This is a genomic window from Corticimicrobacter populi, assembly GCF_003123725.1.
Classification (GTDB): Bacteria; Pseudomonadota; Gammaproteobacteria; order Burkholderiales; family Burkholderiaceae_B; genus Corticimicrobacter; species Corticimicrobacter populi.
In genome coordinates, this window is the sequence record NZ_QETA01000001.1 from 960,664 (window position 1) to 983,795 (window position 23,132).

Sequence of the window (23,132 nt, forward strand, 5' to 3'; positions counted from 1 at the left end):
AGCCTGCCCAGGGTAGGCTGGCTTCAGCTCCAGGCAAAGGCAGGGTCGCGCCCCACCTGATGCCTGAACGGCATCCTTAGAACTCGTAGCGCATGCTCACATTGATGCTGCGCGGTGCGCCCCAGGTGTAGAACAGTCCTTGCGCATTGAAGTTGGTCACACCGGCAAAGTATTTCTTGTCCAGCGCATTATTGAGGTTGGCATGGATACTGAGCCGGTCATTGACCTGATAGCGTGCCATCAGATCAAGCAGCCAGTAGGCTTCCTGACGCAGTTCCGCCGTGCCGCGCTGTACCGAAATCGCACTCTGCCAGCGGGTGGCCGCGCCGACCGTCAACCCGCGCAGCGAACTCTCTCCAAACTGATAGGTTGTCCCCAGCTTGAACTGGTGTTTGGGCGTGGTGCTGGCACTGTTCAGATCGCTGCTGTTCTGCACATAGCTGCCCTGCACCTGCCAGCCACGCGCCACCTCACCGGAAAGCTCCAGCTCGTAGCCCTTGCGGATCGCGCCCGAAACCGCCGTGTAATACTCCTCGCCACGCACATTCATGCCCGCCACTTCGGCGGTATTGTCGGTCCGCATCCAGAAGTAGCTGGCACTGGCATTGAGACGCCGGTCAAAAAACTCACCCTTGGCACCGACCTCATAAGTGATGCCTTCTTCAGGATCCAGCGTCCGATCATCAATATCCTTGGCGCTCTGTGCCTGAAAGATGCTGGCATAGCTGGCATAGACCGAGACATCCTGCGCCACATCAATCACCAGACCGGCATAGGGCGTGACCACAGCCTTTTCATGCAGGTCGTAGTTGTACCAACCGACATCGGTCACATCCTTCTGCCGATAATCGGTCACCCGCGCACCGACGATCAGCTTGACCGGATCGGCCAGCGAAAAGCGGCCGGCAGTATAGGCATACCAGCGGTCATTGCTGAAATAATCGTCTGAATAGTTCTGGTTGTCGGCAGGCTGCGGCACGATACTGCCACCCTGGCTGAAATCGACACCGTTCAGCACTTCATCGGGCTGGCTGGACCTGAGCAACGTCGTCCGATGCCGGGATGCGCCGACACCGAACAGCAACTGGTGCTCCTGCCCGAAAAGCTCGAACGGCCCCTGCAGATCGAACATGACACTCTGGTCGCGCGATTTGATGTCCTTGTACAAACCGTACTGGGCTGTCACCGGCACGGCATAGCGCAGTGAACCGATACGCATATTGGGCGTCTGGATACCCTCGTGCGCCACTTGCAGCTTGCCCGTCCAGCCATTGGCAAAACGATGTTCCAGGCGGGCGAAAGCATTGAGAGAGTTCTGTCGGTAACCGGCCCAGTCTGCGCCGATATTGAAATCACGTGGCATCAGGGGCACCGCGTTGCCCTTGCCGTCAAACCCCTGGATCGGCGTGGTGCCTCCAGCCCCCCGTACTTCACGCTCGCGCCAGGTCAGCCCTGCGCTCAGCACGGTATCGGGCGTCAGGTCGTATTCCAGCGTGCCATATACCATCGAACTGTCGGTATCCTTGCCATTGAAGGTCTTGGCATCTCTGCGCGCGGCCACCAGCCGGCCACGCAAGCTGGCATCGGCATTCAATGGGCCGCTTACATCGGCATCGGCACGGTAGGTATCCCAACTGCCGGCTCCCGCCGTGACGCTGGCCTGGAACTCACGCGTGGGCCGCTTGCGAATCAGATTGACGGTCGCGCCATAGGCACCGTCACCATTGATCAGGCCGGACGAACCCTTGAGCACCTCGATGCGGTCGATCTCGGCCATGTCGTCGAAGCTATGAACGATATGGCTGTTCCAGCCCCAGCCATTGCTATAGCGGCGATTGCCGTCAGTCTGCAGATTGACCTTAGAACCCCGGACATTGAAAGTGGCCATGTCATTCTGCCGCGTCACCGTCACACCGGGCGTCTGCTCCATCACATCAGCCAGTGTTTCCAGCTTGAAGTCGTCCATGCGCTGGCGCGTCATCACGGTCACCGATTGCGGCGTCTCGCGCAGCGTCATCTCCAGGCCCGTCGCCGTTCTGCTGGGACCGGTTGCCGTATAGCTGCCGGTACCATCTGTCGTGCCATCGGCAACTCCCTGTACTGTAACGGCATCCAGCATCTGGGTATTGCCACGCCCCATCTGGCGAATCGGGCGCAGGGCATAGCCGCCACCTGCACGCGCCTGCGCCTCGATACCCGAACCGGCCAGCAACGCAGCCAGCCCCGCCTCTGCCTCGTACCGGCCCGACAGCCCAGGGCTATGTCGTCCTTGCAGCAAGGCAGCATCGTAGGTCAGGTTGATGCCAGCCTCGCGCGCAAAGCGCAGCACCGCTGCATCAAGCGGGCCGGACGGAATACTGTAGCTGCCAGATTCGACAGCAGGCACCGGTCTGCCAGGCTCCTGGGCCAGCACCGGCCGGCCATCCACGCCAAGGGCGAACCCCAGCGACAGGCATATCAAGGCTCCCTGCAAGGCACGCGCCAAAGGGGTACGCTGAAAATGCACAAATTCGGCAGAGGAAACGGAAGTGGCAGCCGATGCTTGCGTCGGTCTGGAGGTCAGGGTCATGGCTTTATTTCGCGAATGAGAGTGAGTCAAAAATCGGTTTCACTCAATAAGCCGAAGCAAAACGAAAAACCCCTCAATTTTCGTGAAGCGCCCCTACGGATACCCAATATCGCGTCAGATAACGAATACGCACCGGCTGGGTCTGAGCCAGCAACTGCAATGCTCGATCAGTATCCTGCAGATGAAACACCCCTGACACACGCAGGCCCGCTACCGCGGCATCCCAGCGCAACACCCCTGCACGATAGCGCGCCAATTCGCCCAGCACGAGCGAGAGCGGCATGTCTTCGCCGGCAATCACGCCTTGCGTCCAGCCATCGACCTGCATGCCCTGCATATCCTCAGTAGCAATCAGATCAGTGCCAAGCAGGTATGTCTCGCCAGGCTTGACGATATGGACGGCTTCAAGGGAGTTTTCCGGGTACAGGGCCACGGCACCTTCCTGCACCCCGACGCGCACGCCTTCCTCCATCAGCCGCACCGTGAAGCGTGTACCCAGCGCTTGCAGGCGTCCAAACGGTGTCTGTACCCAGAAAGGCCGCCGGACAGGCTGACCGATATCGGCCCCGGTACGGATGGCAATCTCGCCGCGCGTCAGGATGACGCGCCGCAGCGGACCAAAATCGGTACGGACAGCACTGTCCGTATTCAGGTGCAGAACCGTGCCATCGTCCAGTTGCCACTGGTGCCGCTCGCCCATCACCGTGCTGGCATCCGCCACCAGTCGTTGCCAGGGCGTATGGCGATGGGCCATCCATCCCAGGCCGACCAGCAGCCCACCCAGCGACAAGGCCTGCAACGCGCTACGGCGCTGTGCCTGCCTGCGGGTACGCTGTGTCTGAACCCGATCCAGCGCATGGCTCAGCAAAGGGGCCGGCATGCCGGCAAAAGGCTGCGACAGTGACGTGATTCGCTCCCAGGCCAGCGCATGCAACCGATCAGTGAGCAGCCAGCGTTCGAACGAAGCATGCGTCTGTTCGGAAGGCTCGCCATGATGCAGACGGATCGACCAGGCAATGGCAGCCTCGATCACGACCTCGGGGATCAAGGCAGGGCCACCCTGTCGCAGATTCATGCTCATGTCTCGAAGCGTGCCGCATAGCAGGCACGCAACCCTTTGGCGATATGGCGCTCTACCGTGGCCACCGATACGCCAAGGCGCTCGCCGATCTGCCGGCAGGTCAGCCCCTCGAGCTGCGCCAGCAAAAAGGCATTGCGCACCACCGGCTTGAGGGTATCCAGCATGCGGTCGATCTCGGTCAGGGCTTCCATCAGAATCATGCGCGTCTCGGCCGAGGGCACTTCTGACTCGGGCAGGCTCGCCAGGGTCTCAAGCCAGGCCTGTTCCAGATCACGCCGACGCCAGTGATCGATCACCAGGCCTCTGGCGATGGTGGCCAGCAAAGCCCTCGGTTCACGCACCTGAATAGGTGCCTGACGCATCAGCAGCCGCATGAAAACGTCCTGAGCGAGGTCGGACACATCACCGGCGTTGTCGAGCCGGCGACGCAGCCAGCCCTGCAACCAGCCATGATGATCGACGTACAGCATCTGCACTTCCTGCTGCACTACGCCCTTGTCTGCCACTGCCGGATACCCTCGTGTTTCAGGACGGCATGCGCCACCCACGGATAAGAATTGTTTTTATTTTATATTACAGGGTAAAAATCGAACAACTTGCGTGAGGTGTGCGGCAAAACACCGACACCATCACAGGCTCATGCGTCCTCGCCACGCAGGCGGGCCAGTGCTTCGTCGAGCCGGTCCACGGCCCATATCTCCAGTCCTTCGATCGGTTGCCTGGGGGCATTGGCCGACGGAATCAGCGCAATGCCAAATCCCAACTTGGCGGCTTCTCGCAAGCGCTCCTGCCCGCGAGGTGCAGGACGGATTTCCCCTGCCAGGCCTACCTCACCAAAGGCCACCAGCCCCTTGGGCAGCGGCCGATTACGCATCGACGACATAATGGCCAGCAAAACCGGCAGGTCGGCCGCGGGTTCGGCAATCCGCACGCCTCCGACTGCATTCAGAAAAACATCCTGGTCGAAGGTGGGGATCCCGGCATGCCGATTCAGCACTGCCAGCAACATGGCCAGCCGGTTGCTCTCCAGGCCCACGGTCAGGCGACGCGGGTTGGGCACATGGGCGCTGTCGACCAGCGCCTGGATCTCGACCAGCAGCGGCCGGCTGCCTTCCTGCGTCACCATGACGCAGGCTCCGGGCACCTGTTGCTCGTGGCGTGACAAAAACAGCGCGGACGGATTGGCCACCCCCTTGAGGCCCCGGTCGGTCATGGCAAACACGCCCAGTTCATTGACTGCGCCAAAGCGGTTTTTGATGGCCCTGACCAGGCGGAACGAAGAATGTGTATCCCCTTCGAAATACAGCACCGTATCGACGATGTGCTCCAGCACCCGCGGGCCGGCCAGAGCCCCTTCCTTGGTGACATGGCCGATCATGATGATGGCGGTGCCTGTCTGCTTGGCAATGCGCGTCAGTTGCGCAGCGCACTCGCGCACCTGTGCGACCGAACCGGGCGCTGAACTCAGTTCCCCCGAGTAAAGAGTCTGGATAGAATCGATCACCGCCACGGCGGGCCGATGCTGGGCCAGCGCAGCCTGAATCGCCTCCAGGCGGATTTCCGACAGCAGATCAACCTGCCCCGTCTCGACACCCAGCCGGCGCGCACGCAGCGCCACCTGGGCCGCCGACTCCTCACCTGTCACGTACAGTACCGGCACGCGCCCCGACAGGGCGGCCATGGCCTGCAACAACAGCGTCGACTTGCCAATACCGGGATCACCACCAATCAGTACCACGGCCCCTTCGACCAGGCCACCCCCCAGTACCCTGTCGAACTCATCGAGCCCGACGGGGGTGCGCGGCAGTTCCTGCGCCTCGACCTCGGCCAGTTTGCGCACGGTCACGTCACTGCCTGCCAGCGGAGCAAAGCGATGCGCCGCCCCGGCGGCGGGCGCATCGGCGATCACGCTTTCCTCAAGCGTATTCCAGGCATTGCAATGCGGACACTGCCCTTGCCACTTGGGTGTACGGCCGCCGCATTCGCTGCATATGTACGCGGTTTTTGCCTTTGCCATCGATCCCTGCCCTGTCTGCTGTCAAAACGAGAATTGCAAGTCTAACGTATCGCCCTGGAGACACCGCCCAGGCAATTGACGCTTATCCATCCACGCCAGGGCCGAGCCAGCCTAAAATGCCGCCATGTCCGTCGATCACTATGAAAACTTCCCTGTGGCCTCATGGCTGCTGCCACCGGCCATCCGGCCTGCCGTCGTGACCATCTATCGTTATGCCCGCCATGCCGACGACCTGGCCGACGAGGGCGATGCCACGCCCCAGGCCAGGCTGGCTGCCCTGCAGGCATGCCGCGCCGCACTGCATGCCCGCCTGCAGGGACAACCCGTGCCCGCAGGGCCTGGACAGGCAGAACTGGACGCCCTCTGCACCCCGCTGGCAGCCATCGTGGCGCACCATGGACTGTCGCGGGTGCCCTTCGACAACCTGCTGAATGCTTTCGAGCAGGATCTGACCACGCATCGCTACGACAGCTATGCGGCACTGCTGGACTATTGCCGCCTGTCAGCCAACCCGGTCGGCTATCTGATGCTGTCGCTGTTCGGCGTCGGCGGCCCCGATGCGCTGCGCGAATCCGATGCGATCTGCACCGGTCTGCAGTTGGCCAACTTCTGGCAGGACGTCGCCATCGATCTCGACAAGCAGCGCATCTACCTGCCCCAGGAAGACCTGCGCCGTTTCGGTCTGGACCCGGCGCAGCCGGACACATGGGCCACGGCACCTGGCTGGCGACCACTGATGAAATTCCAGATCGATCGCACCCGCCGCCTGTTAAAATCCGGCTGGCCGCTGACCCGACGGATTCCCGGTCGCTGCGGCTGGGAGCTGCGCCTGATCGTCCAGGGTGGTCTGCGCATTCTCGACAGGATCGAAGCTGCCGATTTCGATGTGTTCCGCCACCGCCCCGTACTCGGCAAGCGAGATGGCCTCATAGTGCTGTGGCGGGCATTGCTGAACCAGATATGACTCCCGACGAATACTGCCAGGACAAGGCCGCCCGCAGCGGTTCGAGCTTCTATTACGCCTTCCTGTTCCTGCCGCCCGAACGGCGGCGCGCCATCACGGCTCTGTATGCCTACTGCCGCGAAGTGGACGACGTGGTGGACGAGTGCACGGACCCGTCACTGGCCCGCATCAAGCTGGCCTGGTGGCGCGAACAGATCGCGGCCATGTACGAGGGTCGCGCCGAACATCCCGTCACCCAGGCGCTGGCACCGCATATTCATGTCTACGGGCTGGAGAAGGACAAGCTGCTGGCCGTCGTCGATGGCATGGAAATGGACCTCGACCAGAGCCGCTACCTCGACTATGCCGGCCTGAAAAAATACTGCTGGCATGCGGCTGGCGTCGTCGGCGAAATGTCCGCCGCCATTTTCGGCCATACCGAGCCGGCCACGCTGCTGTATGCAGAAAAGCTGGGACTGGCCTTCCAGCTCACCAACATCATCCGCGACATCGGCGACGATGCCCGGCGCGACAGGATCTACCTGCCCATCGACGATCTGCAGCGCTTTGGCGTCAAGGCGGCCGACATCATCAATGGCCGCTATTCCGAACAGTTCTCGGCACTCATGGCATTCCAGGCCGAGCGGGCACGGCAAGCCTACCGCGAAGCCGTACAGTTGCTGCCCGAGGCAGACCGCCGGGCACAGCGTCCCGGTCTGATGATGGCAGCCATCTACCATGCCCTGCTCGATGAGATCGAACGCGAAAACTGGCAGGTCCTGCACCAGCGTATCGCCCTCACGCCACTGCGCAAACTTTTCCTGGCCTGGCGAGTCTGGGTCAGCGGTGGCCGCAGCCTGATCCGCCGCCTGTCGCGCTGACCCTGCCGCCACATTACACGAGACTGCCATGTCGCACGCCACGGATTCCCTACATATCGCTGTCATCGGTGCCGGCTGGGCCGGCCTGGCGGCCACGGCCACCCTGCAGGAACTGGGATGCCGCGTGACCGTATTCGAAGCCGCCCATCAGGCCGGCGGCCGGGCCCGGCGCTTGCCCTCCTCGACCGGTTTCGACCATCCACTCGACAACGGCCAGCATATCCTGCTGGGTGCCTACCGCGAAACGCTGGCCCTGATGCAGAGTATCGGCATCAATCCAGACAAGGCCTTGCTGCGCCTGCCACTGCAACTGGGCAGTGCCGATGGCAGCTTCGGCCTGCGAGCCCCCCGCTGGCCAGCCCCCTGGCATGCGCTGGCCGCACTGCTGGAAGCAGACGGCCTGAATTGGTCGGAACGCCTTGCCGCCATCCGCCTGCTGCTGACGCTCAAGGGTGCCCGCTGGCAGGCTCCCGCCCAGGAAACCGTCGCCGGTCTGCTGCAGCGGCTGCGCCAGCCCGAAAGGCTGTGCCAACGGCTCTGGCATCCGCTTTGCATGGCCGCCATGAACACCTTGCCAGCCGAAGCCTCGGCGGCACTCTTTGCCACCGTACTGCGCGACAGTCTGGGTGGCTCGCGCCATGACTCGGATCTGCTGCTGCCGGCCCGCGATCTGTCGGCCCTCTGGCCCGACACCATCGCGCAAAGTGCCGACATCCGTTTTGGCCACACCATTCGCAAGGTTCACCTTGAACTGGCCCACGGCCTGCGACTCGACCAGTTTCCCACGATATTCGATGGTGTCATCGCCGCCATCCCGCCACACAACGCCCATCGCCTGCTGCACGACTGTGGCGACCATGCTCTGCTGGCCCGTCTCAATGCATTCGACACCCAGCCCATCGCCACACTGTATTTCAAGCTGGCCAAACCCTGGAAGTTGCCGGCACCGATGCTCATGCTGTGGGAAGACCATGAGCGTGGTCATGACGGCCAATGGCTTTTCGACCGCACACAACTGCTTCAGCCAGCCACTGCCGGACACAAGGCCACAGGCAGCGGTACGGAACTGGCCGTGGTCGTCAGCGCTGCCCAAGCCCTGCTGGAGCGGCCCCGCGAGCTGGCAATCGCCCGCCTGGAAGAACAGGTTCGCGAACAGATCGCCCGCCATCCTCGCAATCCGGGCCCGATGCCCGAGGTGATCGAGCATGCGCTGATGATCGAGAAAAAGGCGACATTCACCGCCCGGCCCGGGCTGGTGCGTCCTGCCACGGCCACGCACTGGCCAGGGCTGCGACTGGCGGGAGACTGGACGGACACCGGCTATCCCGGCGTTCTCGAAGGCGCGGTCCGCAGCGGCAAACAGGCTGCGCAGGAGCTGCATGCCTGGTTGAGCAGCGTCAAGGCATAAAGCCGGTCATCAGCAAGTTCAGATGACCGATCCGCCTGGAAAGCGTCCGTCCAGATAGGCGTTCCAGAGTCCATTGATGAATGGACTCTGGACACCCGCGCTGCGTCATTTCCAGACAATCTCAGCCAGCGTGTGCCTCTATATAGCGTCGCACGGCCTGCGCATCGTTGTCCATGACTTCGACACGCTGCGGCAGTTGCTCAAGTTCCGCCAGGGCGGCGGGACGCGCCGGTTCGATGCCGATAGCCTCGACAATGGTGGCAGAGAACTTGGCCGGCAAGGCCGTCTCGAGCACCAGCATCGGTACGCCGGCCTCGACATGGCTGGCCGCAACCTTGACGGCATCGGCCGTATGCGGGTCGATCACCACGCCGGACGCGGCATGTACCGCACGAATCGTCTCCAGCCGGTCCTGATGGGTGCTGGAGCCGGACACAAAGCCGAACTCGCGCTCGAAACGAGACTGCTCGGCTGACAGATCGAACTGCCCTTCCGCTGCCAGCTGTGCCCACAGCGCCCGCACCCGCTCGGGATCGCGGCCCACCAGATCGTAGACGAAACGCTCGAAATTGGACGCCTTGGAGATATCCATCGACGGGCTGGACGTAACGTAGGTCTGGGCACTGGCGCGAGGACGATAGATCCCAATGCGGAAAAACTCTTCCAGCACGTTGTTTTCGTTGGTTGCCAGCACCAGATGCCGGATCGGCAGGCCCATGCTGCGGGCAATATGCCCGGCCAGGATGTTGCCGAAATTGCCGGATGGTACGGCAAACGATACTTCGCCACCCGCGACATTGGCGCGCAGCCAACCATGGATGTAATACACCACCTGGGCAGCGATCCGGGCCCAGTTGATCGAATTGACCGCACCGATCTGGTAGCGACGGCGAAAATCGAGATCGCCGGCCAGTTGCTTGACGATGTCCTGGCAGTCGTCGAACATGCCATGCACCGCAATGTTGTGGATGTTGGCATCCTGCAGCGAATACATCTGCGCCCTCTGGAACGGGCTCATCAGGCCATGCGGCGACAGCATGTAGACCGCCACGTTGCGCTTGCCGCGCAGCGCATACTCGGCCGCCGATCCGGTATCGCCGGAAGTGGCCCCCAGAATATTGATCTGCTGGCCGCGCTGGCCCAGAACATATTCGAAGACCTGGCCCAGAAACTGCATGGCCATGTCCTTGAAAGCCAGCGTCGGCCCTTCGGACAGTCCCAGCAGTGTCAGGCTGCCGCCTGCGTAGCCGGGCAGCGGCTTGAGCGGCACGATGGCCGCACTGGAGAACACGCCTTCGCGATAGGCTTCCGCCGTCAGGCGGCGCAGGTCGGCTGACGGAATATCGTCGGCAAACAGTCCCAGCACCTCGGCCGCCAGCTCGGCATAGCCCAGACTGGCCCAGGCCGAGAGATGCGGGCGAATGTCCGGCAGCGTTTCCGGCATCGCCAGACCGCCGTCGGGAGCCAGCCCCTCGAGCAGGACATCGGAAAAAGACTGCGGCACCATGCCGCCACGCGTGGAGATGTACTTCATGCCAGGTTTTCCATACGAATCCGGGTCACGCTGGAGCGGACCTGCGGCAATTGCTCGATCAGGCCGATGGCCCGGTTGACGTCGCGCTCGACAGCCTGATGGGTCAGGAAGATGATGTCGGCACCGGAGTCTCCGTGCGGACGCTGGATCATCGAACCGATGGAAATCTCGGCCTCGGCCAGGATCCGGGCGATATCGGCCAGCACACCCGGCTGGTCATCGACATGCAGGCGCAGGTAGTACGCCGTGCGGACATCCTCGATCGGCAGAATGGGCGTATCGGCCATGGCATCATGCTGGAAAGCCAGATACGGCACACGTTGCTCAGGCGCTGCACCCTGCAGGCGTGCCACATCGACCAGGTCGGCGATCACGGCCGATGCCGTCGGCTCTTCGCCTGCGCCCTGGCCGTAGTAAAGCGTGGGACCTACGGCATCGCCATGCACCAGCACGGCATTCATGGCACCTTCGACATTGGCCAGCAACCGGCCCTCGGGAATCAGGGTCGGATGAACACGCAGCTCGATACCATCGGGACGCAGCTTGGTGATACCCAGCAACTTGATGCGATAACCCAGATTTTCGGCATGGACAATGTCTTCCTGCGCCAGCTTGCTGATGCCCTCGACATGCGCGCGGTCGAACTGCACCGGTACGCCGAAGGCCATCGATGCCAGCAGCGTCAGCTTGTGCGCGGCATCGACACCCTCGATATCGAAAGTCGGATCGGCTTCGGCGTAACCCAGGCGCTGGGCATCTGCCAGCGCAGCCTCGAACGACAGCCCGCGGCTGCGCATTTCGGACAGGATGAAATTGGTGGTGCCGTTGATAATGCCGGCTAGCCAGTTGATGCGGTTGGCGCTCAGGCCTTCGCGCAGCGCCTTGATGATGGGGATGCCGCCGGCCACGGCAGCCTCGTACACCAGCATCACGCCTTTTTCGCGGGCTGCGGCAAACAGCTCGTTGCCGTGGCAGGCCAGCAGCGCCTTGTTGGCGGTCACAACATGCTTGCCCTGGGCAATGGCTTCGCGCACCAGTTCAAGTGCCAGCGTATAGCCGCCGATCAATTCGACCACGATGTCGATTTCTGGATCGCGCACGACCTCGAAAGGATCGGTCGTGATGGCCGCTGCATCGCCTACCTTGCTGCGCGCCCGCGCCATGTCGCGTACGGCAATGCGACTGACTTCGATGCTGCGACCGGCCCGACGGGCGATTTCCCCGCCATTGCGACTCAGTACATTCCAGACACCGCCACCGACGACGCCCAGACCCAGCAACCCGACCTTGAGCGGTTTCATTTCAACAGACCACGGCTTCATTTCAACAGACCACCCTTGCGGAACGATTTCCCCAGGCGCTGCGCACCGCACACACCGGGCAATTAAGATAAAACGGATAACCTGATAATCTAGCGCAAGGTCGGCGCTATCGCAAATCAATTCGTCGCTTGCAGCGCCAAATTCCTGTCATCGCTCTGTCATGACGTATTACGCTATGATGTTCCCGTTGTTTCCGGAGCATGCGATTGAAACTGAGCAATGACACCAACCCCCTGCTGAACACCGTGACAGCCTACGGTGACGGCTATATCGAGGTCAACCGGGCGCGCTTCGAACACGCGGTGGCCTTTGGACCCGAGGGCGAGATCGGGCACTGGCCCGTGGCCTCCGCCGACGAGATCACCACTGAACTGCTCCGGCAGGCGGCCGGACTGCGCCAGGCCGCCACCGATCCGATGGCTTTTCTCGACGCCGACGAATCGTCGGCCATACGTCCGCCGAATGCGCCCGAAGTGCTGCTGGTCGGCACCGGCCCGCGTCAGCGCTTTCTCCACCCCAGTATCCTGCAGCCGCTCTTGCGGATCGGGATCGGTGTCGAAACCATGGACACCCAGGCCGCCGCCCGTACCTACAACATCCTCATGGCCGAAGGTCGCCGCGTGGTCGTCGCGCTGCTGCCCGCCTGAGCCAGACAAGGAGCCTTCCATGACCCTCCCCACCATCGGCCAACCCGCCCCGGACTTCACCGTGGACAGCACCCAGGGTGCCATCACGCTTTCCGCGCTGCGCGGCAAGGCGGTCGTACTGTATTTCTACCCCAAGGACAGCACGCCGGGCTGCACCACCGAAAGCCAGGATTTCCGGGATCTCCACGCCGAATTCCTGGCGCAGGACTGTATCGTGCTGGGCATTTCCCGCGACAGCCTGCGCTCGCACCAGAACTTCACCGAAAAGCAAAGTCTGCCGTTTGCCTTGCTTGCGGATACCGATGAAACCGTCTGCACGCTGTATGGCGTGATCAAGATGAAAAATATGTATGGCAAACAGGTTCGGGGCATCGAGCGCAGCACTTTCCTGATCGACGCCAACGGCGTGCTCCGACAGGAATGGCGCGGCGTCAAGGTACCCGAACATGCTGCCACCGTCCTGCAAGCAGTCCAGTCTCTGGGGAACTGATCCATGCCGTTGCCACCCTTGCCGACCAAGCCCGCCACGCTGCTCGATACCGACAGCCTGCCGGCCGTAAAGCCCGGCCGCAAAAACCGGCCTGCCAAGAAAGAAACGACCGCGCAGGTCACGCCCGTATCCCAGCCGGATACCGCTCCGGTCGCAATAGCGCCGCGCGGCAAGGCATCCTCGGCTGGCCTGCTGCTCTCGCCCAGCGACAAGCCCGTCGCCCACCGCAAGGCCAATACGCCTGTGACCTCGGCAGCGCCTGCGGCGGCCCAGCGTGCTGATACAACAGCCCCGCGTAGCAATACAGCACCTGTTACTGCGACTGTCGCCAGCCAGGCTCCGGCCCAGACCGACAAACGGGTGCCGTCCGCACCTCCCGCACCGGTCAAAGCGGCTGCAGGCAAGCATGCCGCCCGCGTCAAGACAGCCCGCAAGCCCGAGGCGCGGACCCTGTTCGTGCTCGACACCAACGTGCTGCTGCACGATCCTTCCTCGCTGTTCCGCTTTCAGGAACACGACATCTTCCTGCCCATGATGATGCTGGAAGAGCTCGACCACAACAAGAAAGGCATGTCCGAAGTGGCGCGCAACGCCCGCCAGGTCAGCCGTTCGCTGGACGAGCTGGTAGGACAGACTGCCGACATCGCTGCCGGTCTCCCGCTCAATGCGCTCGGCAGCAAGGAAGCCCGCGGCCGGCTCTACTTCCAGACCTCGGCAGTCCACAACAGCCTGCCGGCCGATCTGCCCATGGGCAAGGCCGACAACCAGATCCTGGGCGTGGTACACGCGCTGCAGCAAAAGCATGGCGACCGACCTGTCGTGCTGGTCTCCAAGGACATCAACATGCGCCTCAAGGCGCGTGCGCTGGGGCTGGCGGCCGAGGATTATTTCAACGACCAGGTCCTGGAAGACTCCGACCTGCTCTACAGCGGCATGCTGGAGCTGCCCGCCAGCTTCTGGAACAAACATGGCAAGGACATCGAATCCTGGCAACAGGGCGGCCGCACCTTCTACCGGCTGCAGGGGCCGCTCTGCGCCCAGTTCCTGCCCAACCAGTTCGTCTACTTCGAAGGCGACATGCCACTGTACGCGCAGGTCCAGGAGGTCAGCGGCAAGACAGCCGTGCTGGCCACTCTGCGCGACTACACGCACGCCAAGAACAACGTCTGGGGCGTCACCGCGCGCAACCGTGAACAGAACTTCGCGCTCAACCTGCTGATGAACCCGGAATGCGACTTCGTGTCGCTGCTGGGCCAGGCTGGTACTGGCAAGACATTGCTGGCGCTGGCCTGCGGTCTGGCACAGGTACTGGAGACCAAACGCTACTCGGAGATCATCATCACCCGCGCCACCGTGCCCGTCGGCGATGACATCGGTTTCCTGCCCGGCACCGAAGAGGAAAAGATGCTGCCCTGGATGGGGGCACTCGAAGACAACCTCGACGTGCTCAACACGGGCGACCAGCTGGGCAACAGCCAGGGCACCGAATGGAACCGCGCGGCCACCATGGATCTGATCCGCTCGCGCATCAAGGTCAAGTCGCTCAATTTCATGCGCGGCCGCACCTTCCTCAACAAGTTCCTGATCATCGACGAAGCGCAAAACCTGACGCCCAAGCAGATGAAGACCCTGATCACCCGTGCCGGCCCCGGTACCAAGGTCGTCTGCCTGGGCAATATCGCCCAGATCGACACCCCCTACCTGACCGAAGGCAGTTCGGGCCTGACCTACGTGGTGGATCGCTTCAAGGGCTGGCCGCATTCCGGGCACATCACCCTGCAACGAGGCGAACGCTCGCGACTGGCGGACTACGCGGCAGATACGCTCTAAGATGAACTGATCGCTGCGATGTTCATGTAAAAAGGCCAGTCAAATAATCGACTGGCCTTTTTCTTGACAACAAAAGAATGCGCTACATGGATCGCGGGGCAACAGCAAAGCCCTCAAGGGCGCGTTTTCTCCTGAGAGCGCAGCAATATAAAATCAGTAGCCATTCGGCGTGAAATTCAGGAAGCGCGTGCTCGGTCCCTGGAAGGTCAGTCGCACCGTGCCGATAGGGCCGTTACGCTGCTTGCCGATGATGATCTCGGCTGTGCCCTTGTCCGGCGTGTCCGGGTTGTAGACCTCATCACGATAGATGAACAGGATCAAGTCGGCATCCTGCTCGATAGCACCTGACTCACGCAGATCGCTCATCACGGGCCGCTTGTTGGGACGCTGCTCCAGGCTGCGGTTGAGCTGCGACAGCGCAATCAACGGGCAACCCAGTTCCTTGGCCAGGCCTTTCAGCGAACGACTGATTTCGGAAATTTCGGTAGCGCGGTTTTCACCTCCCGAATTGCCCCCCATCAACTGCATGTAGTCGATGATGATCAGGCCGAGCTGACCGCACTGGCGGGCCAGGCGACGGGCTCGGGCACGCAGTTCCATCGAGTTGAGCGCAGGCGTCTCGTCGATATACAGCTGGGCCTCCTGCATCTTCTGCACCGCATGCGTCACCCGCGGCCAGTCGTCGTTGGTCAGCTTGCCGGTCCGCAGGCGATGCTGGTCGAGCAGGCCGACGGAACCCAGCATCCGCATGGCAAGCTGTACGGCACCCATTTCCATCGAGAACACGGCCACCGGCAGCCCCTGCTCGATCGCCACGTGTTCGCCGATATTCATCGAAAACGACGTCTTGCCCATCGAGGGACGCCCAGCCACGATCACCAGATCGCCCGGCTGCAGCCCGGATGTCATGCGATCCAGGTCGTCGAAGCCGGTCGGCACGCCTGTAATGTCGGAATCACCCTCACGGTGGTAAAGCTCATCGATACGTTCGACTACCTGAGTCAGCAATGGCTGGATTTCCTGAAAACCGTTGCTGCCACGCGCACCTTCCTGAGCAATCTGGAATACCCGTGATTCCGCCTCGTCCAGCAGTTGGCGGGCTTCCTTGCCCTGCGGATTGAGCGCACCGGAGGCAATCTCGTCGGCCACCGACACCAGCTTGCGCAGCATGGATCGCTCTCGCACGATTTCTGCATAGCGACGGATATTGGCCGCGGACGGCGTGTTGTGCGCCAACGCGTTGAGATAAGCCAATCCGCCGGCATCTTCGGATTTGCCAGCGCTATTGAGCGATTCGTGTACCGTAATCACATCGGCCGGACGAGCCAGATTGATCAGACGGGCGATATGTTGCCAGATTTGGCGATGATCATGGCGGTAGAAATCATCTTCGCCAAGCACATCAGCGATGCGGTCCCAGGCACCGTTGTCGAGCAGCAGACCGCCCAGGACGGACTGCTCTGCTTCTACCGAATGCGGCGGGACACGAAGATACTCAAGCTGGGAGTCGGGGGTGGGAGTCGTCTGTTCCATCATTCAGAAGCAATTTCATCACGGCGCCACTGCGCACGAAGGCCTGCACGTCACGCCCCGGAATCCTGGCCAACAACCGCAACAGCCAGGAAATCCGGCGAAAAATCCGCCCAATACGTACCAGTGCAGCCCTGACTGCCGGTTCGGGATGGGCCTGCAGGTAGGTATACAGCACATGCTGCCCCAGGCGCAACATGTCGTCGGCAGGATAACGAGGAGACATCATGACCGACTGGAGCATCTGGAAAAAATCATAGGCTTGAATCGCTGCCAACGGCAGCACATCCCCCGCCGATTCCTCAAAATCAATGCGCCATATCTGCCCATCCTGTCCAAGCGTGAGATTGCGCAACTGCGCCCCGCCATGCCAGAATCCCTCGCGATGAAAACGTGCCGTGTCCTGCACAGCGCGATCGAGCCAATGCAGACGTGCCGGCATATCCGCATCACGCAAGACATCGGTCAGGACGTCGCCCACATTGCGCATCACCAGAATATCGGGCGTGGACAACAGAACCTCAGGCACACGCTGACCATGCGCAAACAAATACTGGAGGCGCCGACCTTCGGCCTGTATATCATTGTGCAACAAGGCAGCAGGAGCCGGCCTGACACCAAACAGCCAGCCACATACGCGCGACATCAGCCAGGCCCGAGCCCGTTTCGCCCACAAGGCCACGCGACCCAGCGCATAGGCCTCGCGCCGTTTGATCACATAACGACCATCGGGCAGATCGATCTCGTCGATCCGTTCACCCTTCCAGTTGTCGGCATTGTCCAGCCAGCGGCGAAGATGTTCGGGCAGCGCGTCCATAGGCCATTATAGAAATGAAAAAGCCGGCCAGGGCCGGCTTTTTGGATGCGTGGTCACGACCCCGCTGACGGGGCCATGCAACACAGCAGACAGATCAGGCCACGTCGCCTTCGACCTGCACCTTGATGCTGGCCTGCACGTCGGTGTGCAGGGCAACGATCACGTCGAATTCACCGGTGGTCTTGAGCGGACCTTCCGGCAGGCGAACCTGCACCTTCTCGACGGTGTCGAAACCGGCTTCGCGCAGTGCGCTGGCGATATCGGCGTTGGTGACGGAACCGAACAGACGGCCATCGACACCGGCCTTCTGGACCAGCTTGAGCACATACTCGTTCAGGCGGGCAGCCACTGCCTCGGCAGCAGCCAGCCTTTCAGCCTGCAGCTTTTCGAGTTCGGCGCGGCGCGCTTCGAATTCCTTCAGTGCCGCTTCGGTGGCACGACGGGCCTTTTTCTGGGGGATCAGATAGTTGCGAGCGTAACCGTTACGCACGCGGACCACATCGCCCAGGTTGCCCAGGTTGGCGAGTTTTTCGAGCAGAATGACTTGCATTTCCAGGCCTCCAGCTTATTTGTGGTTGTCGGTGTAAGGCAACAGGGCCAGGAAGCGCGCGCGCTTGACGGCCGTGTCGAGCTGGCGCTGGTAGTGCGCCTTGGTGCCCGTCAGGCGGGCCGGGATGATCTTGCCGTTTTCCTGGATGAAATCACGCAGGGTGTCCAGATCCTTGTAATCGATCTCTTCGACACCGGCTGCCGTGAAGCGGCAGAACTTACGACGCTTGAACAGCGGGTTCTGCTGGGTGAACTTGCGTTTTTCCTTGCGTTTTCCGAAGAAAGCCATGATATGCCTCTTATTTCAATTTTCGGGCGTGCCCGAATGTTCGTATATCGCCAGCCAGAAGTTCAGGCGCTCTGGATGCCGACACTTGCCGGCTGCACCCTGGCCTGTTGCAGATGAAATTTGACTTTCATCGAGCCTTTACGCGTTGCTGCCAGGAATCCCCTGGCTTGCAGCACCGAACCGGCCCCCGCATGTTGCAGCGACACGGCGAGATCGCCCAGTGCCACCGCATCCAGCGTACAACTTACCTTGCGTGCCATTCCAGCCTCGATCTGTTCGGAATCATGCTGCAGCACCAGCTCCAGCACCGGGATACCCACCGGCGTGTAGCGCATGGGCTGGCATTCGATGATTACCGCTGCCAGATCGAACCTGTTCACTTTTTAGCTGGTTGCGAATTTATTCCGACTGGTTGCTGCTGTCGTCCGCATCAGCTGCGGCGGCGGCTTCCGTGGACACCTTGCGCGCTTCTTCGCGCTCGACCGACTTCATCATGGTCGAGGGCTCGGTGTGTGCCTTCTTGGTCTTGATGACCAGGTGGCGCAGCACGGCGTCGTTGTAGCGGAAGGCGTGCTCCAGCTCGTCGAGCGTGGGCTGGTCGCACTCGATGTTGACGCAGACGTAGTGGGCCTTGACCAGCTTCTGGATCGGGTAGGCCAGTTGGCGGCGACCCCAATCTTCGAGACGGTGCACCTTGCCGCCAGCGGCAGTGACCACGCCTTGATAGCGTTCGATCATGGCGGGCACTTGCTCGCTTTGATCGGGATGCACGATAAACACTACTTCGTAGTGACGCATGTAGACTCCTTGAGGATGTTCCACCTGCGCGCCCCATGCGCACAGGCAAGTAACAGCCCGCCCAGCCCGCCTTTTGCATGCACATCCGCGCACAAAAAGCCAACCAAGTCGAGCAAGAAACCCGGCATTATTGCCTGTTTCCAGAAAAATTACAAGACCTGCCCATCGACAGACTGGCTCAGATCGCTGTCCCGCCCTCGACTACCGCATAGGCGGAGTGATTGTGGATGGATTCGAAATTCTCGGCCTGCACCTGATAGCCACGCACACCGGGCTGGGCCGCAACACGCACAGCCACATCGCGCACCAGATCCTCGACGAATTTCGGATTGTCATAGGCGCGCTCGGTGACGTATTTTTCGTCAGGACGCTTGAGCAGCCCCCACAGTTCGCACGAACCTTCGCGCTCGATCACGCCAATCAGTTGATCAAGATCGATGTCGCTATCCAGCAGCACCTTGACCGTGACATGGGAGCGCTGGTTGTGCGCCCCATACTCGGAGATAGTCTTGGAACACGGACACAGGCTGGTGACTGGCACCAGTACGGTCAGCACGAAATCAACCCCATGCTCGCGGGACGCGCGCGCCAGAAAATTGACCTGGTAATCCAGCAGACTGCGCACACCTGAAATCGGCGCGGCCTTTTCCACAAAATACGGAAAAGAGACTTCGATATCGCCTTTTTCGGCATGCAGGAGTTCCAGCATCTCGCTTGCCATGTTGCCGAAGCGGCTGCGATCCAGCGGTGTACTGCGGTATTGCTCCAGCAGCGCAATGAAGCGTGACATGTGCGTGCCCTTCTCCGTCGCGGGCAGCGCCACGGTCAGGGTCCAGTCACCCACCGTGGCCTGCGCACCCGAAGCCGACGCAACCTGAAGAGGATGCCGCACGCTGCGGATCCCTACGCGCTGGATCGGCACCTGCCGGGTATCCTGCGAACTTTGTACATCCGGCATGGCTGCCGGTGCTGCTGCGGAAGTATTCATGACTCACCTGCTGCGAAACGGCTCACACCGCTCCGGATAAGAAAGGAAAGGGACATTATCCAACAAACGCCGGATACGTTCCGGCAAAGACCCTGCCAAGCAGAATGTTTATGCGCGTTTTATGCATAAACATTCTCACATAGACTTTGGCAATTGTTTTACTTATTTTGATAGCCAAATCAAAAATAGTCAAACACCTATGCCGGCACCTGCCCGGCATAGGTGTCGCTCACGAGACAAAACGTGCGCGGATCGAAGCCTCAATGCCCACGGCGTCGAGCCCCAGTTGCGCCCACAGCGCATTCTGGTCACCATGATCGATGAAACGGTCCGGCAGCCCCAGTTGCAGCACCGGCACCGACAGTCCAAGTGAATTGAGGGCTTCGCATACTGCGCTGCCGGCTCCGCCCATGATGCAGCCATCCTCCAGCGTCACCAGGCTCTGGTGCGTGGCCGCGATCTGTTGCAGCAGCTCGACATCGAGGGGTTTGGCAAACCGCATATCGACCAGTGTGGCATCCAGCCTTTCGGCGGCTGTCAGTGCAGCCTGCGCAAGCGTACCAAAAGCCAGGATGGCAATGTCCTGCCCCTGTCGACGCAACACGCCTTTGCCCAGCGGTACCTCGCCCAGCCCAGGCTCGATCACCGCACCACAACCGGCACCACGGGGATAGCGAACCGCCGCCGGCCCGGCGTAGTGGTAGCAGGTGCTCAGCAACAGGCGCGCCTCGTTCTCGTCAGACGGCGTGGCGATCACCATATTGGGAATGCAGCGCATGAAGGCAATGTCATAGTTGCCGGCATGCGTCGCACCATCTGCCCCCACCAGCCCTGCCCGGTCCAGTGCGAACGTCACGTCAAGATCCTGCAACGCCACATCATGGATCAGTTGATCGTAGGCACGCTGCAAAAACGTGGAATAGATCGCCACCACGGGTTTCTGGCCCTCACAGGCCAGCCCTGCTGCAAAGGTCACCGCATGCTGCTCGGCAATGCCCACGTCGAAATAGCGGCGGGGAAAGCGCTTCTCGAACTCGACCAGGCCACTGCCCTCGCGCATCGCCGGCGTAATGCCGATCAAGCGCGAGTCTTGCGCTGCCATGTCGCACAGCCAGTCGCCAAACACCTGAGTGAATGTGGTTCTGGGCGGAGCCACAGGCGGCTGGATGCCCAGCGCAGGATCGAATTTGCCCGGTCCGTGGTACAGCACGGGATCGGCTTCGGCCCGCTTGTAACCATGCCCCTTGCGGGTCACGACATGCAGGAATTGCAGACCCGGCAACGCCTTTAGATTCTGTAACGTCGGCACCAGCGCATCAAGGTCATGACCATCGATGGGACCGACATAGTTGAAACCGAGTTCCTCGAACAGGGTCGCCGGCACCACCAGTCCCTTGGCATGCCCTTCCAGCCGGCGCGCCAGTTCGAACACAGGCGGCACATGCTGCAGCACGGCCTTGCCGACATTGCGAGCGGTCGCATAGAAACGCCCTGACATCAGTCGGGCCAGGTAACGATTGAGGGCCCCCACCGGCGGCGAAATCGACATGTCGTTATCATTGAGGATGACCAGCATGTCGATATCCGGCGTGACACCGGCATTGTTCATAGCCTCGAACGCCATGCCGGCCGTCATCGCGCCATCGCCAATGACGGCCACATGCTGGCGCGCCACGCCGCTGTTGCGCGACGCCACCGCCATGCCCAGCGCCGCCGAGATGGACGTGGAAGAGTGTGCCGTACCGAAAGCGTCGTACTCCGACTCGCTGCGCTTGGGGAAACCGGAAATACCATCCTGTTGGCGCAGCGTGGCCATGGCCTCACGCCGCCCCGTCAGGATTTTGTGCGGGTATGTCTGATGCCCGACATCCCAGACAATCCGGTCGTCAGGTGTGTCATAGACATGATGCAGAGCCACCGTCAGCTCGACGGTACCGAGATTCGATGACAGATGTCCACCTGTACGCGATACGGAATCGATTACATAGTGCCGCACTTCATCGGCCAGTTGTCGCAGACTGCGGCGATCCAGCAGCCGGACATCGGCAGGCGAGTCAATGCGCTCCAGCAGTGAATAGGAAGTCTGTGTCGTCATGGTGTCGTTTTCGCTCATCAACGCTCCCGCGCCACGATGAAATCGGCCAAAGCGGCAAGATTGGCCGCTGCACCGCCCAGGGGAGCAATTGCCTCGTGTGCCTGGCGTCGCAATCCGGCAGCCAGTTCGCGAGCCGGCTCCAGCCCCAGCAATGAAACATAGGTCGGTTTGTTGTCTGCCTGATCCTTGCCTGCCGTCTTGCCCAGCACTGCTGTGTCAGCCGTCACATCAAGGATGTCATCCACAATCTGGAAGGCCAGCCCGATGGCGCGTGCATAGCTGCGCAACGCCTGACGCTGCGGCGAACTGGCGGCCGCCACAATGCCGCCCAGCATGACGCTGGCCTCCAGCATGGCACCGGTCTTGAGGGCGTGCATGTTTTCCAGCTCCGGCTGTGTCATGCCCAGCCCCACATGGGCCAGATCGATGGCCTGTCCGCCCGCCATGCCGCGACTGCCCGCAGCAACAGCCAGCGTATGCACGGCCTGCACGATCAGGGCCGGGGCAATCGGCATTTCTGCCAACCACTCGAAGGCCAGTGGCTGCAGCGCATCCCCCGCCAGCATGGCAGTCGCTTCACCGAACCGGATATGCGCAGTCGGCTGACCGCGACGCAAGGCGTCATCATCCATGCACGGCAGGTCATCATGTACCAGCGAGTAGGCATGAATCAGCTCAACTGCGGCCGCTGCACGATCAAGCCCGGCCTCGACGGCCGTCGCGCCCGCCGGATTGTTCAGACAGGTCTGCCCGGCCGCATATACCAGCAGCGCCCTGACCCGCTTGCCACCACCCAGCACGGCATAGCGCATTGCCTCGTGCAACGCGGTCGGCTCGCGGTCGGCCGGGACCAGCCAGTTGTCCATGACCTGTTCGACGCGGCTGATGCGCTCACGCACCCAGCCGTCGAAACGGTCCGTCTGATAATGAATCGGACTCACGCACGTTCTCCAGTCGCCTGCTCCAGCGGCCGCAGCAGATCCTGCTCCAGCACCTTGACCTGCTGTTCGGCCTGCTCGAGCTGCTGCTGGCAGGTCCGGGCCAGAGCCACGCCACGCTGGTAGGCTTCGAGCGAGCGCTCAAGAGGCATATCGCCACGCTCCATGGCCGCCGCAAGCTGCTCCAGTTCTGACAGGGCAGCTTCGAATCCTTGCGGTTGATCTGTACTCAAGTACGCCTCCGTGGAGCAACGATAAAAAAGCGATTGTACAAAGAAGCACGCCGCTTGCAGCAAGAACCCACCCTGCAATGGCGGGAAGCGCAGGGGCCATGGGGTACAATTGCCCCCTTTCTTCGCGCCTGCGCGGACGCATGAACGGCGTGCCGTCCCGCAGGCTTCACTGT

The 23,132-nt window shown here is 61.7% G+C and carries 22 protein-coding genes; 6 read left to right on the forward strand and 16 right to left on the reverse strand.

Going from position 1 to position 23,132, the window contains the following annotated elements; translation table 11 throughout:
- Positions 1-76: 76 nt before the first annotated feature.
- The 4 genes from DD235_RS04640 to radA form a co-directional block, all read right to left on the reverse strand.
- Positions 77-2,569, reverse strand: a complete 2,493-nt coding sequence (locus tag DD235_RS04640) for a TonB-dependent siderophore receptor (RefSeq protein WP_109060826.1) — start codon at positions 2,567-2,569, stop codon at positions 77-79.
- A 73-nt stretch (positions 2,570-2,642) separates the two neighbouring features.
- Positions 2,643-3,644: a FecR domain-containing protein gene (locus DD235_RS04645; RefSeq protein ID WP_109060827.1), complete on the reverse strand. Its 1,002-nt coding sequence runs from the start codon at positions 3,642-3,644 to the stop codon at positions 2,643-2,645.
- Positions 3,645-3,646: 2 nt separating this feature from the next.
- A complete protein-coding gene (locus DD235_RS04650) occupies positions 3,647-4,120 on the reverse strand; it encodes a sigma-70 family RNA polymerase sigma factor (protein ID WP_109060828.1) in 474 nt (157 codons plus the stop codon).
- Between the two features lie 167 nt (positions 4,121-4,287).
- On the reverse strand, positions 4,288-5,667 hold the full coding sequence (gene radA / locus DD235_RS04655) for a DNA repair protein RadA (RefSeq protein ID WP_109060829.1): 1,380 nt from the start codon (positions 5,665-5,667) through the stop codon (positions 4,288-4,290).
- Positions 5,668-5,791: 124 nt separating this feature from the next.
- Between radA and hpnC the strand changes: the two genes are divergently transcribed.
- From hpnC to hpnE, 3 genes are read left to right on the forward strand one after another with little or no spacing between them, the layout of a single operon-like run.
- The gene (gene hpnC, locus DD235_RS04660; RefSeq protein WP_109060830.1) at positions 5,792-6,631 is read left to right on the forward strand and encodes a squalene synthase HpnC; all 840 of its coding nucleotides are present in this window, start codon (positions 5,792-5,794) and stop codon (positions 6,629-6,631) included.
- Complete coding sequence (hpnD, locus tag DD235_RS04665) at positions 6,628-7,491, forward strand: presqualene diphosphate synthase HpnD (RefSeq protein ID WP_109060831.1); 864 nt, start codon at positions 6,628-6,630, stop codon at positions 7,489-7,491. Before hpnC ends, hpnD begins: the two co-directional genes overlap by 4 nt.
- Before the next feature lie 28 nt (positions 7,492-7,519).
- Entirely contained in the window at positions 7,520-8,899 is a 1,380-nt protein-coding gene (gene hpnE, locus DD235_RS04670) for a hydroxysqualene dehydroxylase HpnE (RefSeq protein WP_109060832.1), read from the forward strand.
- A 121-nt stretch (positions 8,900-9,020) separates the two neighbouring features.
- Here the strand turns inward: hpnE and thrC are convergent, their stop codons facing one another.
- Positions 9,021-10,433 (reverse strand): threonine synthase, encoded by a 1,413-nt coding sequence (thrC, locus tag DD235_RS04675; protein WP_109060833.1) that lies wholly within the window; start codon positions 10,431-10,433, stop codon positions 9,021-9,023.
- Positions 10,430-11,734: a homoserine dehydrogenase gene (locus DD235_RS04680; protein ID WP_109060834.1), complete on the reverse strand. Its 1,305-nt coding sequence runs from the start codon at positions 11,732-11,734 to the stop codon at positions 10,430-10,432. The genes thrC and DD235_RS04680 overlap by 4 nt, the downstream gene beginning before the upstream one ends.
- 227 nt (positions 11,735-11,961) lie before the next feature.
- Between DD235_RS04680 and DD235_RS04685 the strand changes: the two genes are divergently transcribed.
- From DD235_RS04685 to DD235_RS04695, 3 genes are read left to right on the forward strand one after another with little or no spacing between them, the layout of a single operon-like run.
- A complete protein-coding gene (locus DD235_RS04685) occupies positions 11,962-12,402 on the forward strand; it encodes an Mth938-like domain-containing protein (RefSeq protein ID WP_239990030.1) in 441 nt (146 codons plus the stop codon).
- Positions 12,403-12,421: 19 nt separating this feature from the next.
- Positions 12,422-12,892 (forward strand): peroxiredoxin, encoded by a 471-nt coding sequence (locus DD235_RS04690; RefSeq protein WP_109060836.1) that lies wholly within the window; start codon positions 12,422-12,424, stop codon positions 12,890-12,892.
- Positions 12,893-12,895: 3 nt separating this feature from the next.
- Positions 12,896-14,722, forward strand: a complete 1,827-nt coding sequence (locus DD235_RS04695) for a PhoH family protein (protein WP_109060837.1) — start codon at positions 12,896-12,898, stop codon at positions 14,720-14,722.
- Between the two features lie 153 nt (positions 14,723-14,875).
- On the opposite strand, the gene DD235_RS04700 is transcribed toward DD235_RS04695, so the two are convergent.
- From DD235_RS04700 to DD235_RS04745, 10 genes are all read right to left on the reverse strand, one after another.
- On the reverse strand, positions 14,876-16,255 hold the full coding sequence (locus DD235_RS04700; RefSeq protein WP_109060838.1) for a replicative DNA helicase: 1,380 nt from the start codon (positions 16,253-16,255) through the stop codon (positions 14,876-14,878).
- Positions 16,218-17,069, reverse strand: a complete 852-nt coding sequence (locus DD235_RS04705) for a BUD32 family EKC/KEOPS complex subunit (protein WP_109060839.1) — start codon at positions 17,067-17,069, stop codon at positions 16,218-16,220. The genes DD235_RS04700 and DD235_RS04705 overlap by 38 nt, the downstream gene beginning before the upstream one ends.
- 94 nt (positions 17,070-17,163) lie before the next feature.
- Entirely contained in the window at positions 17,164-17,619 is a 456-nt protein-coding gene (gene rplI, locus DD235_RS04710; protein WP_109060840.1) for a 50S ribosomal protein L9, read from the reverse strand.
- Positions 17,620-17,634: 15 nt separating this feature from the next.
- On the reverse strand, positions 17,635-17,907 hold the full coding sequence (rpsR, locus tag DD235_RS04715; protein ID WP_109060841.1) for a 30S ribosomal protein S18: 273 nt from the start codon (positions 17,905-17,907) through the stop codon (positions 17,635-17,637).
- 62 nt (positions 17,908-17,969) lie between these two features.
- Positions 17,970-18,287, reverse strand: a complete 318-nt coding sequence (priB, locus tag DD235_RS04720) for a primosomal replication protein N (RefSeq protein WP_109060842.1) — start codon at positions 18,285-18,287, stop codon at positions 17,970-17,972.
- A 19-nt stretch (positions 18,288-18,306) separates the two neighbouring features.
- On the reverse strand, positions 18,307-18,705 hold the full coding sequence (gene rpsF, locus DD235_RS04725) for a 30S ribosomal protein S6 (RefSeq protein ID WP_109060843.1): 399 nt from the start codon (positions 18,703-18,705) through the stop codon (positions 18,307-18,309).
- Positions 18,706-18,883: 178 nt separating this feature from the next.
- Positions 18,884-19,693, reverse strand: a complete 810-nt coding sequence (gene folE2, locus DD235_RS04730) for a GTP cyclohydrolase FolE2 (protein ID WP_109060844.1) — start codon at positions 19,691-19,693, stop codon at positions 18,884-18,886.
- A 229-nt stretch (positions 19,694-19,922) separates the two neighbouring features.
- A complete protein-coding gene (gene dxs, locus DD235_RS04735; RefSeq protein ID WP_420810440.1) occupies positions 19,923-21,806 on the reverse strand; it encodes a 1-deoxy-D-xylulose-5-phosphate synthase in 1,884 nt (627 codons plus the stop codon).
- Entirely contained in the window at positions 21,806-22,720 is a 915-nt protein-coding gene (locus DD235_RS04740) for a polyprenyl synthetase family protein (RefSeq protein WP_338028406.1), read from the reverse strand. The genes dxs and DD235_RS04740 overlap by 1 nt, the downstream gene beginning before the upstream one ends.
- Positions 22,721-22,725: 5 nt before the next feature.
- A complete protein-coding gene (locus DD235_RS04745; protein WP_109060845.1) occupies positions 22,726-22,959 on the reverse strand; it encodes an exodeoxyribonuclease VII small subunit in 234 nt (77 codons plus the stop codon).
- Between the last annotated feature and the right edge of the window lie 173 nt (positions 22,960-23,132).

Excerpts from the sequence above, each read along its gene's own strand:
- DD235_RS04640 (WP_109060826.1), bottom strand. The coding sequence starts at position 2,569 with ATGACCCTGACCTCCAGACCGACGCAAGCATCGGCTGCCACTTCCGTT.
- DD235_RS04645 (WP_109060827.1), bottom strand. The coding sequence starts at position 3,644 with ATGAATCTGCGACAGGGTGGCCCTGCCTTGATCCCCGAGGTCGTGATC.
- DD235_RS04650 (WP_109060828.1), bottom strand. The coding sequence starts at position 4,120 with ATGCTGTACGTCGATCATCATGGCTGGTTGCAGGGCTGGCTGCGTCGC.
- radA (WP_109060829.1), bottom strand. The coding sequence starts at position 5,667 with ATGGCAAAGGCAAAAACCGCGTACATATGCAGCGAATGCGGCGGCCGT.
- hpnC (WP_109060830.1), top strand. The coding sequence starts at position 5,792 with ATGTCCGTCGATCACTATGAAAACTTCCCTGTGGCCTCATGGCTGCTG.
- hpnD (WP_109060831.1), top strand. The coding sequence starts at position 6,628 with ATGACTCCCGACGAATACTGCCAGGACAAGGCCGCCCGCAGCGGTTCG.
- hpnE (WP_109060832.1), top strand. The coding sequence starts at position 7,520 with ATGTCGCACGCCACGGATTCCCTACATATCGCTGTCATCGGTGCCGGC.
- thrC (WP_109060833.1), bottom strand. The coding sequence starts at position 10,433 with ATGAAGTACATCTCCACGCGTGGCGGCATGGTGCCGCAGTCTTTTTCC.
- DD235_RS04680 (WP_109060834.1), bottom strand. The coding sequence starts at position 11,734 with ATGAAACCGCTCAAGGTCGGGTTGCTGGGTCTGGGCGTCGTCGGTGGC.
- DD235_RS04690 (WP_109060836.1), top strand. The coding sequence starts at position 12,422 with ATGACCCTCCCCACCATCGGCCAACCCGCCCCGGACTTCACCGTGGAC.
- DD235_RS04695 (WP_109060837.1), top strand. The coding sequence starts at position 12,896 with ATGCCGTTGCCACCCTTGCCGACCAAGCCCGCCACGCTGCTCGATACC.
- DD235_RS04700 (WP_109060838.1), bottom strand. The coding sequence starts at position 16,255 with ATGGAACAGACGACTCCCACCCCCGACTCCCAGCTTGAGTATCTTCGT.
- DD235_RS04705 (WP_109060839.1), bottom strand. The coding sequence starts at position 17,069 with ATGGACGCGCTGCCCGAACATCTTCGCCGCTGGCTGGACAATGCCGAC.
- rplI (WP_109060840.1), bottom strand. The coding sequence starts at position 17,619 with ATGCAAGTCATTCTGCTCGAAAAACTCGCCAACCTGGGCAACCTGGGC.
- rpsR (WP_109060841.1), bottom strand. The coding sequence starts at position 17,907 with ATGGCTTTCTTCGGAAAACGCAAGGAAAAACGCAAGTTCACCCAGCAG.
- rpsF (WP_109060843.1), bottom strand. The coding sequence starts at position 18,705 with ATGCGTCACTACGAAGTAGTGTTTATCGTGCATCCCGATCAAAGCGAG.
- folE2 (WP_109060844.1), bottom strand. The coding sequence starts at position 19,693 with ATGAATACTTCCGCAGCAGCACCGGCAGCCATGCCGGATGTACAAAGT.
- dxs (WP_420810440.1), bottom strand. The coding sequence starts at position 21,806 with ATGAGCGAAAACGACACCATGACGACACAGACTTCCTATTCACTGCTG.